9 protein-coding genes are annotated in these 12721 nt (G+C 72.0%); 5 read left to right on the top strand and 4 right to left on the bottom strand.

The genetic code is table 11. The features are described 5' to 3' along the window. Positions 1 to 8 precede the first annotated feature (8 nt). Both CA983_RS31325 and CA983_RS31330 read right to left on the bottom strand, forming a co-directional pair. Positions 9 to 653, bottom strand: coding sequence for a LuxR C-terminal-related transcriptional regulator (locus CA983_RS31325; protein WP_086604184.1), 645 nt, complete (start codon positions 651 to 653; stop codon positions 9 to 11). Then, complete coding sequence (locus CA983_RS31330) at positions 638 to 1885, bottom strand: sensor histidine kinase (protein WP_086604185.1); 1248 nt, start codon at positions 1883 to 1885, stop codon at positions 638 to 640. The genes CA983_RS31325 and CA983_RS31330 overlap by 16 nt, the downstream gene beginning before the upstream one ends. 176 nt (positions 1886 to 2061) lie before the next feature. On the opposite strand from CA983_RS31330, the gene CA983_RS31335 reads away from it, so the two are divergent. Then, on the top strand, positions 2062 to 4002 hold the full coding sequence (locus CA983_RS31335) for a serine hydrolase domain-containing protein (RefSeq protein ID WP_086604186.1): 1941 nt from the start codon (positions 2062 to 2064) through the stop codon (positions 4000 to 4002). A gap of 263 nt (positions 4003 to 4265) precedes the next feature. On the opposite strand, the gene sbnB is transcribed toward CA983_RS31335, so the two are convergent. Beyond that, positions 4266 to 5273 (bottom strand): 2,3-diaminopropionate biosynthesis protein SbnB, encoded by a 1008-nt coding sequence (gene sbnB, locus CA983_RS31340; protein ID WP_086604187.1) that lies wholly within the window; start codon positions 5271 to 5273, stop codon positions 4266 to 4268. A gap of 54 nt (positions 5274 to 5327) precedes the next feature. Further along, positions 5328 to 7580, bottom strand: a complete 2253-nt coding sequence (locus CA983_RS31345) for an MMPL family transporter (protein WP_086604188.1) — start codon at positions 7578 to 7580, stop codon at positions 5328 to 5330. A 375-nt stretch (positions 7581 to 7955) separates the two neighbouring features. Here CA983_RS31345 and CA983_RS31350 point away from each other — a divergent pair, with 375 nt between their 5' ends. The 4 genes from CA983_RS31350 to CA983_RS31365 form a co-directional block, all read left to right on the top strand. Beyond that, positions 7956 to 8939, top strand: coding sequence for an ATP-binding cassette domain-containing protein (locus CA983_RS31350; protein ID WP_086604189.1), 984 nt, complete (start codon positions 7956 to 7958; stop codon positions 8937 to 8939). Further along, a complete protein-coding gene (locus CA983_RS31355; RefSeq protein ID WP_086604190.1) occupies positions 8936 to 9739 on the top strand; it encodes an ABC transporter permease in 804 nt (267 codons plus the stop codon). Before CA983_RS31350 ends, CA983_RS31355 begins: the two co-directional genes overlap by 4 nt. Before the next feature lie 22 nt (positions 9740 to 9761). Continuing rightward, a complete protein-coding gene (sbnA, locus tag CA983_RS31360) occupies positions 9762 to 10742 on the top strand; it encodes a 2,3-diaminopropionate biosynthesis protein SbnA (RefSeq protein WP_086604191.1) in 981 nt (326 codons plus the stop codon). Beyond that, on the top strand, positions 10739 to 12721 hold a 1983-nt coding region (locus tag CA983_RS31365; protein WP_143645597.1), incomplete at its 3' end, for a condensation domain-containing protein. The genes sbnA and CA983_RS31365, both read left to right, overlap by 4 nt.

The raw sequence follows: 12721 nt of genomic DNA on the forward strand, positions 1-12721 counted from the left end.
GGGGCGCCTCACTTGAGGTACGCGAGGACCGCGAGGACCCTGCGGTTGTCGGCCTCCGAGGGGGGCAGGTCGAGCTTGGTGAAGATGTTGGACGTGTGCTTGATCACCGCGCGTTCGGTGATCACCAGCTCCTGGGCGATCGCGGCGTTCGAGCGGCCCTCGGCCATCAGGCCGAGGACCTCGCGCTCGCGCGGGGTGAGGCGGGAGAGCGGGCCGTCCCGGTGGTACTCCTTGGCGAAGAGCTTGGCGACGACGTCGGGGTCCATCGCGGTGCCGCCGGACGCGACACGGCGCACCGCGTCCACGAAGCCGTCGGGGTCGAAGACCCGGTCCTTGAGGAGGTAGCCGATGCCCCCGCTGCCGTCGGCGAGGAGTTCGCGGGCGTAGAGCTGCTCCACGTACTGGGAGAGGACCAGGACCGGCAGGCCGGGGATTTGGCGCCGGGCCTCCAGGGCGGCCCGCAGGCCCTCGTCCGTGAACGTCGGCGGAAGCCGGACGTCGACGACGGCGACGTCCGGCTTGTGTTCGAGGAGGGCCTGGAGCAGTCCTGGCCCGGTGTCGACGGCGGCGACCACCTCGAAGTCGTAGGACTCCAGGAGGCGGACGAGTCCGTCCCGCAGCAGGAAGAGGTCTTCGGCTAGGACAACGCGCACGGCAGCTCCATGGTGAGGGTGGTCGGTCCGCCCGGCTTGCTGTTGATGGCGAGGATGCCGTCGAAGGCGGCGAGCCGGCGCTCGATGCCGCGCAGCCCGGTGCCGCGCGAGGGATCGGCGCCGCCCCGGCCGTCGTCGATGACCTGGCCGCGCAGCGCGCCACCCTCGTACCAGAGGTCGATGCTCACGGTGTCCGGTGCGGCGTGCTTGGCGGCGTTGGCGAGGGCCTCGGCGACCGCGAAGTACATGGCGGACTCGACGGGCGCCTCGGGGCGGCCGGGCAGGTCGGCGTTGACGGTGACGTCGAGCGGGCTGTCCATGGCGAGGGCGCGCACCGCGTCGGCGAGGCCGCGGTCGGCGAGCACCGGCGGGTGGATGCCGCGGACGAGGTCGCGCAGCTCGGTCAGGGCCGTGGCGGAGGCCTTGCGGGTGTCGGCCAGGATGGTGCGGACGGCCTCCGGGTCCTTGCTGAGGAGCTGCTCGGCGACCCCGAGGTTCATGCCGAGGGCCACCAGGCGGGCCTGCGCCCCGTCGTGCAGGTCCCGCTCGATACGGCGCAGTTCGGCCGCGGAGCTGCTGACGGCGTCACTGCGGCTGTCGGTGAGGCGGCGGACACGCTGGACGGTGCGGGTGGGGGCGAGCAGGGTGCGGGCGAGGGAGGCGTGGGCGCGCAGCAGGGCCGGGCCGGTGGCGAGACCGGCGGCGAGGACGACGACGCCGAGGGCGGCGCAGTACCAGGCGGAGGTCAGGTCGCTGATCTCGACCCACAGGTAGTAGTTGGTGCCGGCGTCGGCGATGGGGCGGTAGATCGCGGGCATCAGGATGCCGCCGATCCCGCCGACGACGAGGGCGAGGGGCATCAGGGCGACGACCACGCCGGCCACCGGGTTGACCAGCATCCAGGCCAGGTCGCGCCAGGTCGCCGGGTCGGTGAGGACCCAGTGGGTGCGCTGCCACTGGCCCTTGAGGCCCGGCGCGGCGGCGGGGGCGGGGAGGTACGGCTCCTCGATCGCGCGGCCCGACCAGCGCTCCGCGGTCCTGCGGGAGGCGTTGGTCACGGACCGCACGGCCACGGCGAGCGCCGGGACGAGCAGGATGCCCAGGCCGATACCGATGAGCGAGACCGCCGTCACGAAGAGGCAGAAGAGGACGAGCTCCGCGATCGCGAGACCGAGTACGGGCAGTCCCTTGCCGACGGCGGGAAGGCCGGCGCGGATGTTTAAGTTGTTCATGGTCGTCCCATTCCCCTCTGTGCACGGCTCCTTGCCGTGATGATGCCCTGAGTCTTCTCCATGCGGAGGCCGTGCGCAGGGGACGTGCGTCCCGTCATCGACGGTGTACCTAGGTCCCCCCTGGAACGCCACCGAGGTGGCTGTCTCGTCCTCGTCGTGACGAGTTGGCTGTATCCATGACGATGCGACTGCGACAGCGACTGCGGCACCTGCTCCTCCCGCTCTGCGTGCCGCTGCTCCTGGCGGGCGGCGCCGGCACCGCCGCCGCGACGCCGGCGGCCCGGACGGAGACCCGCGCCGCGTCCGAACTTCCCGCGGCCTCCGGGTCGGCCGGTCTCCCCGGAGCCGTCGACGCGCTCGTGCGCCGGCAGCTCGCCGACTACCGGATCCCCGGCGCGTCGGTGGTGGTCGTCGAGCACGGCCGGCCGGTCCTCACCAAGGGGTACGGCGTCGCCGACGCCGCCGCGGGGACGCCGGTGGACCCGCGGCGCACCGGGTTCTTCCTGGCCTCCGACGCCAAACTGTTCACGGCCGTCGCGGTCCTGCAGCAGGTCGAGCGCGGTCGCCTCGACCTGTCGGCCGACGTCAACCGCTACCTCACGACCTTCAAGGTGAAGGACACGTATCCGGGGCGCCCCGTGACGGTACGCGATCTCCTCACGCACACGGCGGGCTTCGACAACAGCATCATCGGGCGCGCCGCCACCCGGCCCGAGGACGTGCGCCCGCTCGGCGAGAGCCTCGCCGCGCACCAGCCGCGCCGGGTGCGTCCGCCGGGTGAGGTCGCCAGCTACGACAACTACGGTGTGGCGCTGGCCGGTTACCTGGTCGAGACGGTGACGCACACCCCGTTCGCCAGGTACCTGGACCGGTCGGTGCTGCGGCCGCTCGGGATGACGCGGACGAGCTTCGCGCAGCCGCACTCCCCCGCGATCGCGGCGGACCTCGCCCGCGGCCACCGCCCGGCGGGCGGCCACCAGCGGGTCCAGGACGGGCAGTACGGCGACTGGTCCCCGACCGGCGCGGGCGCGGTCACCACGGCGGCCGACATGGGCCGGCTGCTGGGCGCGCTGCTCGACGGCGGCGGTCCGGTGCTGACCGAGCGCTCGGCCGACGCCCTGCTGAAGCGGCAGTTCGGGAACGACGACCGGCTGCCCGGCCTCGGCTACATCCTGGAGGAGCGCGTCCGCGACGGGCAGCGGATGCTGGTCAAGGACGGCGACCTGCCCGGCTTCCACGGCAACCTGGCGCTGCTCCCGGCCCGGGACGCGGCGGTGTACGTCGTCTACAACGGCGACGGCGAGAACGGCGTCGCCGCCTATGCGGGGCAGGAGGTCGTGGACCGCTTCGCCGACCACTTCGGCACCGCCGCCGGCGCCCGCCGCTCCACCTCGCAGGCCGACGTCACGCCGTACGAGGGCGAGTACCGCTCGACGCGCACCAGCTCCTCGGAGCTGACCCGGGTCAGCGCCCTGATCGGCTCGGTCCGGGTGAGCGCGGGCGAGGGCGCGACCCTGACCACGACCGGGCTGTCCCGCAACCCCAAAGTGACCGAGCGGCACTGGGTGCAGCTGAGCCCGGGGCTCTTCCAGGAGCGGGGCGGCCAGGACCGGATCGCCTTCCGCGACGGGCGCCTCTCGGTCGCCTCCGACGCCTCCGTCTCGTACGAGCGGCTGCCCTGGTACCTCTCCCCCGCACTGCACCAGCAGGCGCTGCTCGGCTCGCTGGCCTTGCTCGTCCCGACGGTGCTCGCGCTGCCGGTGCTCGCCCTGGTGCGCCGCCGCTCGCCGGGCACGCCGGCCGGGGCACGCGCCGCCAAGCTGCTGATGTGGACCTCGGGTGCGCTGATCACCGCGGCGACGCTCTGCTTCCTGCTGCTGTCCGCCGATCCCAACGCCCTCAACCGCACGATCATCGTGGGCGATTCGCCGCTGCTGACCGCGGTCCCCGCGCTGACCGGCATCGCGCTGGCGACCACGGGTGCCATGGCCGTGTGCGCCTTCCTCTCCTGGCGGCGGCGCTGGTGGCGGGTGACCGGCCGGGTGCACTACACGTGCAGCACGCTGGCCGCGCTGGTCTTCCTCGGGGTGGCCGCCTCGTACCGGCTGGTGGGCTAGTGCCGCGGCGGGCAGGCCGGGTCCGGGAAGGCCGTGTCCGGAAAGGCCGTGTCCGGGAAGGAGCGTCGGCTGCCCGTCGGGGCAGGGTCGGCGGCGTCCGGTGCGTGCGATCGCGAGTGCCGGGCGCCGCCGACCGGACGGGACTGTGCGGACGCGGCCTTGGCCAGGTCGAGGGGTGGTCACGATCGCTCCTTCGTGGGACACGGGAGGGCCCGGGCGGGAGAACCTGCCCGGGCCCCGTCGTGCGTGGGGGTGGTGACGGACTACCAGCGGCTGGTCTCGCCGAAGAAGTCCGCGATCTCCACGGCCTCGCCCGCCGCGCGCGCCGCGCGGAAGACGTGCAGGCCGACCGCGAGGTCGAGGACGCCGAGGCCGAACGGCGAGAAGATGACCGGCTTGTCGTCGCCGGTGGTCACCTCGCCCTGGATGAACTGGGCGAGCGTGCCGGTGACGAAGTGCCGGTCGCCGTACTTCTGCTCCGCGAGGTGCGGCGAGGTGTTGGCCTTCAGGCAGTGCTCGACGTCGTCGAGGATGTTGTACGCGCCCTCGATCAGCTCCGGGCCGATGTCCCGCAGCGAGATGTTGAGGACGACCTGGCCGGGCGCGAAGGCGCTCGGGTCGGTGATGTACGGCTCGGCGGCGGTGGTGGCGAGGACGACCACGTCGGCGCCGGTGAGGGCCGCGGAGAGGTCGGTCTCGGTGCCGGCCGGGTAGCCGAGGGCGTCCGTCGCGTGGGCGGCGAGCGCGGCGCCGTACTCCTCGTTCTTGTCGTGGACCGTGACGGAGCCGACCTGCCAGTCGCGGGACGCGAAGAACTCSAGGATGTTGCGGGCGATGAYGCCCGCSCCGAYGACGGTCAGCTTGCCGGCGGTGCGCCCGCCGGTCAGCCGCTCCGCGGCGAGGACCGCGGAGGCGGCCGTGCGGGCGGCGCTGATCTGCGACGCCTCCAGGCAGGCGAAGGGGTAKCCSGTSKCGTAGTCGTTSAGCAGCAGGGCYGCCGAGGCGCGCGGTATGCCGCGCTCGATGTTGGCGGGGAAGCTGCTGATCCACTTGATGCCGGAGACGTCGGCGCCGGCGCCCAGGTGCGCGGGGAGCGCGATGATGCGGGCGTCGGGCTTCTCGGGGAAGCGGAGGAAGTAGCTGTCGGGGTTCACCGAGTCGCCCGCGTGGTGGGCGAGGTAGGTGTCGCGGACGACGTCGACGATGTCGTGGCGGGAGGCCGAGATGATCTCCCGCGCGCTCTTGCCGCCGACGACGCTGAACTCGTACATGGAGAAGGATCCTTGAGATCGTGAACGGATGGGGAGGGTGCCGGCCGCCGTCGCTCAGCGGCCCGTGAGGGTGTGCTCGGCCGACGCGCTCCGCTGGTGCGCGGAGGGCTCGGCGTGCTTCGGCGCCGGGGCCGGCGCCTCCTCGCCGTGCGAGAGCTCGGGGAGCCACTTCAGCCAGGAGGGCAGCCACCAGTTGGACCCGCCGAGCAGGGCCATGACGGCGGGCAGCAGGACGGCGCGCACGAGGGTGGCGTCGAGCAGGACCGCGACGGCGAGGCCGACGCCGAGCTGCTTGAAGTCCTGCATGGACAGGGTGCCGAAGACCGCGAAGACGGCGACCATGATGAGTCCGGCGCTGGTGACGACCCCGGCGGTGGAGCGGATGCCGTGGGCGACGGCGGCGCGGTTGCCGATGCCCTGGTCGTAGGCCTCGCGGATCCGGGAGACCACGAAGACGTGGTAGTCCATCGACAGGCCGAAGAGGACGACGAAGACGAAGAGCGGCATCCAGGACTCGATGGCGCCGACGGCCGTCGTGCCGACCAGCTCGTCGCCCCAGCCCTTCTGGAAGACCGCGGTCATCACGCCGTAGGCGGCGACCACGGACAGGAGGTTGAGGACGATCGAGGTGATGGCGATGACCGGGGAGCGGAAGCAGAGCAGCATCAGCAGGAAGCTGACGCCCATCACGAAGGCGAAGACGGGCACGATCGACGACTTGAGCCGGTCGTTGTAGTCGGTCGAGAAGGCGAGGTCACCGCCGACCAGCGCCTGGTCGGCCGCGTCCTTCTTCAGGGTGGCGGGGATGATGTCGCCGCGGAGCTCCTCCAGGGCGCGGACGGAGGTGGCGTTGCGGCCGTCGCCGGCGAGCGGCGCGCTGATGACCGCGATGTCCTTGTCCTCGTGGACGGTCACCTCGATGGGGTTCTTGACGTGGCCGGAGGCGAGGGCGCGCTCCTTGAAGCCGGCGATGGCGCCGGTGGCCTCGGTGGAGGTGACATCCGCGGTCTTGAAGACGATCTGGGCCGGTGCCGGGGCGCCGGGGAAGACGCTCTCGATCCGCTGGGCGGTCTCGGCGGTGACGTTGTCGGCGGGCAGCAACTGGTCGAAGCCGAGCTTCTCGGTCTTCATGGACAGCGCCGGCGAGGCGAGGGCGAGGAGGAACGCGATGCCGAGGACGGCGAAGACGGCGGGCGCCTTCAGGACCGCGCCGAGCAGCCGGCCCGGCTTCTCGCCCGCGGTACGGACGACCGCCTTGCGGCGCAGGCCCGGGATCCGGCCGGCGTCGATCTTGTCGCCGAGCATCGCCATCACGGCGGGCAGCACCGTCATGGAGCCGAGCACCGCGATGAGGACGACCTCGATGGTGGCGATGGCGAAGCCCTCGAAGACCGTGAGACCGGAGAAGAACATGCCGGCCATGGCGACGGCCACGGTGATGCCGGAGATCAGCACCGAGCGGCCGGAGGTCGCGGCGGCGATGCGCAGCGCGCTCTGCTTGTCGCGGCCGGCGGCGCGCTCCTCGCGCTCGCGGCGGATGTAGAAGAGGCAGTAGTCGACGCCGACGGCGAGGCCCATCAGGAGCAGCACCGAGTTGGTCATGGCGTCGACCGGGACGAGCTGGCTGGAGAGCGCGAGCAGGCCCATGGCGGCGACGCACGCGGTGATGGCGAGGAGCAGCGGCAGGACGGCGGCGAGGAGCGCGCCGAACACGACGAGCAGGATGCCGAGGGCGAGGGGCACGGCGGTGAACTCGGCGCGGGTGAAGTCCTCGCCGAGGGAGTCGTTGATGCCCTTGAGGCCGCTGGCGGCGCCGTACTGGCCGAGCGTGACGCCGGGGTGGGCCTCGTCGGCCTCGGCCAGCGCGTCGACGACGGGCTGGATGCGGTCGGCGGCCGTGTCCGGGTCGCCCTTCACCGCGAACTGGATCAGCGCGTCGTGCTTGTCCTCGGAGACCGCGCCGGTCTTGTACGGGTCGCCGATGTTCTGCGCGAGGCCGGTGCCGTCCACGGCGGCGATGGCGTCGGCGACGGCCTTCTTGAACTCGGGGTCCCCGGCGGTGAGGTCGCCGCTGTGGACGAGGACCATCTCGGGCGCCGGGGTCTTGATGCCGGCGTCGACGAGGACCCGGGCGGCGCGTCCCGACTCCCCGGTGCCGTAGTCGGCCTCGGTCAGGCTCTTCTGCCCCGCCATGCCGCCGAGGACCGTGAGCGCGATGACGGCGAAGAGCCATCCGAAAAGTGCGGTCTTGCGGTGCCGGGCGCTCCACGCGCCCAGTGAAGCCGCCAGATTTCGTTGCCTTGCCATTACCTCTCCCAGTGGGACGTCAGCGGGGGACCCTTGATGAGCGACGTCTCTCACTGTAGATATCCGTGGCCTGCATCCCCCCTTTTCCTTATGTCAGTTGGATGCCGCTGCAGCATCCTGCCAGCCGGCCGGGGGCGGGGTCTGCAGCATGTTGCAGCGACAGCCTGTGGCCAGCGGGAACGGCGCGATCCGGCCATGACGCCGGTTAGGTTCCTTCTCGTCGGGAGTTGTCCGGACAGCGTGGACCGCGATGTGTCCGCCGACCGTGATCCATTCACCCGGAACCCCGCCCTACATTTACCCACCCTCACCGATGCAAATCCCAGTGCACAACCAGCCAATCAATTCACCTGAGGCGTGAAAAGGGGGAATTCCGTGAACACCGCGATCGAGGCGGCCGGCCTGACGAAGCAGTACGGCGGCCACCGCGCCCTGGACGGCGTGGACCTGTCGGTCGAAGCGGGCACCGTGCTCGGCCTGCTCGGGCCCAACGGAGCGGGCAAGACCACCACGGTCCGCACGCTCGCCACCCTGCTCGAACCCGATGCCGGCACGGCTCGCGTCGCGGGCTTCGACATCGTGCGGCAGCGGCGCGAGGTGCGTCGCCGGATCGGTCTCGCCGGACAGTACGCCGCCGTCGACGAGCTGCTGACCGGGCGCGAGAACCTCGTGCTGCTCGGCCGGCTGCTGCGGCTCGGCCGCAAGGGCGCCGCCGTCCGGGCCGCCGAACTGCTGGCGCAGTTCGAGCTGGTGGCCGCCGCCGACAAGCCCGCCAAGGAGTACTCGGGTGGCATGCGGCGCCGCCTCGACCTGGCCGTCAGTCTGATCGCCTCGCCCGAGGTGCTCTTCCTTGACGAGCCCACCACCGGCCTCGACCCGGCCAGCCGGGCCACGCTGTGGCGGATGGTGCAGGACCAGGTCGACCAGGGCGTCACCGTCCTGCTGACCACGCAGTACCTGGAGGAGGCGGACTTCCTCGCGGACCGGATCCTGGTCGTCGACCGGGGCCGGGTGATCGCCGAGGGCACCTCCGACGAGCTCAAGCGCAAGGTCGGGGGCGAGCGCCTGGAGGTGGCCGTCACCGACGCGCCCGGGCTCGCGCAGGCCGCCGCCGTGCTGGCGCCGCTCGCGGTGAGCCCGCCGCAGCTGGACGAGCGGCAGCGCACCGTCCACGTGCAACTGCCGGACGGCATGGGCGCGCTGGCGTCCGCCGCGACCGCGCTCGAGTACGCGGGCGTCACCGTCAAGGAGTTCGCGCTACGGCGCCCCTCGCTCGACGACGTGTTCTTCCATCTGACCGGCGAGCTCACGGGCGCGCCGGCCCACCCCGACGCAGCGAAGGCGGAGGCGTCCCTATGAGTTCGGTGCTTGCCCACGGCGGTGACGTCGCGGCCCTCACCGGCCGGCACCTGCGCCATCTGCGGCGCACCCCGGAGAAGATCATCGGCGTGGCGCTCACGCCCGTCGCGATGGTGGTGATCCTGGGCTATCTCTTCGCGACCGTCGTCGAGGTGAAGAACACCGGCGGCAGCTACCGCGAGTACATCATGGCCGGAGTCTTCGCCCAGGTCGGACTCTCCTGCATCGGCATCACCGCGATCGGTGTGGCCGGCGACCTCGGCAAGGGCCTGATCGACCGGTTCCGCTCGCTGCCGATGGGCCGGGCCACCGTCCTGGTCAGCCACACGCTCGCCGACCTCGCCGCCGCGGCCCTGAGCATCGCGCTCGTCGCGGTGACCGGCCTCGCCGTCGGTTGGCGGGTGCACGGCTCGTTCGTCGAGAACGTCACCGGCTTCCTGCTGCTGCTCGGCTTCGCCTACGCCATGCTCTGGGTCGGCGCGCTCCTCGGCATGGTGATGCGCAACCTGGAGGCGATCAGCGGCATCGCCGCCCTGCTCCTGGTCCTGTTCTCCTTCCTCTCCAGCTCGTTCATGCCGCTTTCCGGACTTCCTGGCTGGCTGCAGACACTCGCCGAGTGGAATCCGGTCAGCGCGGTCTCCGAGGCCTGCCGGCAATTGTGGGGAAACACCGGGGCCGTCACATCGGGAAGTTTCCCCGTGGAAAACGCGGTGCTCGTCTCGGCGATCAGCATCGGAGTGCTCGTCGCCGTTCTCATACCTCTCAGCCTGCGCGTGTACCGCATTTCGGCAACGCGATAGCACTTGTCTTCCTGGGGGAATCATGCCGGTCATCTCGGCTCCGCACGAATTCAACACCGAAGATCTCTACGTGGATCTCCAAACGTTGTACGGATACCCACTGCACCTCAAATGTGAGGGCTTCAACTTCGCCGGTTCGATCAAGCTCAAGGCCGCCGCGAGCATGATCGAGGCGGCCGAGCGCAGCGGTGTGCTCACCAAGGGCTCGACGCTGGTGGAGTCGTCGTCCGGCAACCTCGGGGTCGCGCTCAGCGTGATCGCCGCGGCCAAGGGCTACCACTTCATCTGCGTGGTCGACTCGCGGACCAACGTCGCGACGCGCAAGCTCATCGAGGCGCTCGGCAGCGAGGTGCACACCGTCACGAAGCCGGCCGAGGAGGGCGGGTTCCTGGCGGCCCGGCTCGCGTACGTCCGGACGCTGCTCGCCGGCGACCCGCGGGTGGTGTGGCTGAACCAGCACGCCAACCCGGACAACTGGCGGGCGCACTACCGCTCCACGGCCCCGCAGATCGAGAAGCAGTTCCCCGATCTGGAGCTGCTGTTCATCGGCACCGGCACCACCGGCACGCTGATGGGCTGCGCCCGCTACTTCAAGGAGCGGCCGCGGCCGGTGACGGTCGTCGCGGTCGACAGCGTCGGCTCCGTCACCTTCGGCGGCCCGGCCGGTCCGCGCATGATCCCCGGACTCGGTGCGGGCGTGCGCCCCGCGCTCCTCGACACTTCGTTGATCGACGACGTGGTGCACGTCCCCGAGGCCGACACCGTGAGCGCCTGCCACGCCCTGGCCCGCGGCGGATTCCTCTTCGGCGGCTCCACCGGGACCGTGGTGAGCGGTGCGCTGCGCTGGCTCGCCGACAACCGTCCTGGCGAGAACGGCACGGCGGTCGCGATCGCCCCGGACCTCGGCGAGCGCTATCTGGACACCGTCTACCAGCCGAGCTGGGTGCGCGAGGTGTACGGCATCGAACCGACCGAACTTCCCACGGGAGCAACGCAGTCATGACCCCCACACCTCCCGCCCGGCAGCTGCCGCTCTCCGCCGCTCAGCGCGAGATGTGGTACGGGCAGCAGGCCGACCCGGGCAACCCCGTCTTCACCATGGGCGACTTCCTGGAGCTGCGCGGTCCCCTGGACACCGCCCGGTTCACGGCCGCGTGGCAGGGGGTGCTGCGGGAGGCCGGCACCCTCCGCGCCCTGTTCACCGAGCAGGACGGCGAGCCGCTCCAGGAGCTCGCCGACGCCGGGGACTTCCCCGTCGAGACGCTCGACCTGTCCGGGGAGCCGCGGCCGCGCGACGCCGCGGAGGCGTTCATGCGGCAGGACCTGCTCGTGCCGCCGGACCTGACCGCGGGCACGCTGCGGTCGGTCCTGCTGCGGCTCGGCCCGGAGCACCTGCTGTTCTACATACGGGTCAACCACATCCTGGTCGACGGCTTCAGCCGCGTCCTCATCTACGACCGGCTCGCCGCGCTGTACGCGGACCCGGAGGCCGAGGGCGCGTTCCCCGACCCGCGCACGCTCACCGACGACGAGGCCGCCTACGCCGAGACGCCCAAGTACCTGAAGGAACAGGCGTTCTGGCGCGGCCGCTTCGAGGAGCAGCCGGAGCCGGTGAGCCTCTCGCCGCGCCCCGGCGGTCCCGCCCGCAGCTCGCTGCGGTGCGACGCCGTGCTGCCCGCCGGGACGGTCGAGCGGCTGCGGTCGCTGGCCTGGGACGCCCGCGTCACCTGGCAGACGCTGCTGATCGCCGCGACCGGCGCCTACGTGCAGCGGGCCGCCGGCGTGGACCGCGCCCTGCTCACCCTCGCGGTGCCGGCCCGCGCCACGGCGGCCGCCCGCGCGGTCCCGGGGATGCGCGCCAACTTCGTGCCGCACCCGGTGCGGGTGCTGCCCGGCCGTACGGTCGCGGACTTCCTGCGCGACAGCGCGGGCGAACTGCGCGCCACGCTGCGGCACCAGAACTACCGGGGCGACCGGATCCGCCGCGACCTCGGCTTCGCCGGGGACGCGGGCCGTTCGCTCGGCCCGACCGTCAACGTCCTGGAGTCGGGCTTCGACTACGCGTTCGGCGCGTGCACCGGTCTGCTGCACAACCTGTCGACCGGCCCGGTCGAGGACATGCAGATCATCTATCTCGACGCGGCCGAGGAGGGGTACGCGGTCCGCCTCGACGCCAACCCCTCGCGCTACACGCCGGAGGAGCTGGACCTGCACCAGCGCCGGCTGTTCGCCTGGCTGGGGACGCTCGCCGAGGCGGGTCCCGACGCGCGTGTCGACCGGCTCGACGTCCTGCTGCCGGAGGAGTCGGCGGCGGTGCGGGCGGGCTGGGCGGCCACGACGGTCGACGAGACCTACACCGGGGTGGTGGAGCGGGTGCGGGCGCACGCCGCCGCGTACCCGGACCGGCYCGCGGTGCAGGACCCGAACGGGACGGCCACCTACGCCGAACTGGTGGCCCTGGCCTCGGCGCTGAGCCGCCGTCTGGTCGCGGCCGGGATACGCCCCGGCTCTCGGGTGGCGATGCTCTGCGAGCCCGGCATCCCCTTCGTGACCGGCATCCTCGCCGTACTCGGCGCCGGAGCCGCCTGGGTACCCCTCGACCTGCGAGCACCCCTGGCCCGAACCGCCACACTCCTGGACGACTCCCGCCCCGACGCCCTGTACGTCGGACCCGCACTGGACAAGACCGCCACCCAACTGCTCGCCGCCGCCTCGACCACACCGGCCGTGCTCGCCTGGGACGCAGCCACCGACACCGAACTCGCCACGCCCGCCGGGGACGGCGACGACCTCGCCTACATCATCTTCACCTCCGGCTCCACCGGACGCCCCAAAGGCGCGATGGTCCACCGCGCGGGCATGGTCAACCACCTGCTCGCCAAGGTCGACGACCTGCACCTCACAGCCGACGACGTCGTGGTGCACAACGCCCCGGTCACCTTCGACATCTCCGTCTGGCAGATGCTCTGCCCCCTCATCACC

Origin of the sequence: Streptomyces swartbergensis, from assembly GCF_002148965.1 — a bacterium.
In the GTDB taxonomy this organism is placed as follows: Bacteria; Actinomycetota; Actinomycetes; order Streptomycetales; family Streptomycetaceae; genus Streptomyces; species Streptomyces swartbergensis.

Excerpts from the sequence above, each read along its gene's own strand:
- CA983_RS31345 (WP_086604188.1), bottom strand. The coding sequence starts at position 7,580 with ATGGCAAGGCAACGAAATCTGGCGGCTTCACTGGGCGCGTGGAGCGCC.
- CA983_RS31330 (WP_086604185.1), bottom strand. The coding sequence starts at position 1,885 with ATGAACAACTTAAACATCCGCGCCGGCCTTCCCGCCGTCGGCAAGGGA.
- sbnA (WP_086604191.1), top strand. The coding sequence starts at position 9,762 with ATGCCGGTCATCTCGGCTCCGCACGAATTCAACACCGAAGATCTCTAC.
- CA983_RS31355 (WP_086604190.1), top strand. The coding sequence starts at position 8,936 with ATGAGTTCGGTGCTTGCCCACGGCGGTGACGTCGCGGCCCTCACCGGC.
- CA983_RS31335 (WP_086604186.1), top strand. The coding sequence starts at position 2,062 with ATGACGATGCGACTGCGACAGCGACTGCGGCACCTGCTCCTCCCGCTC.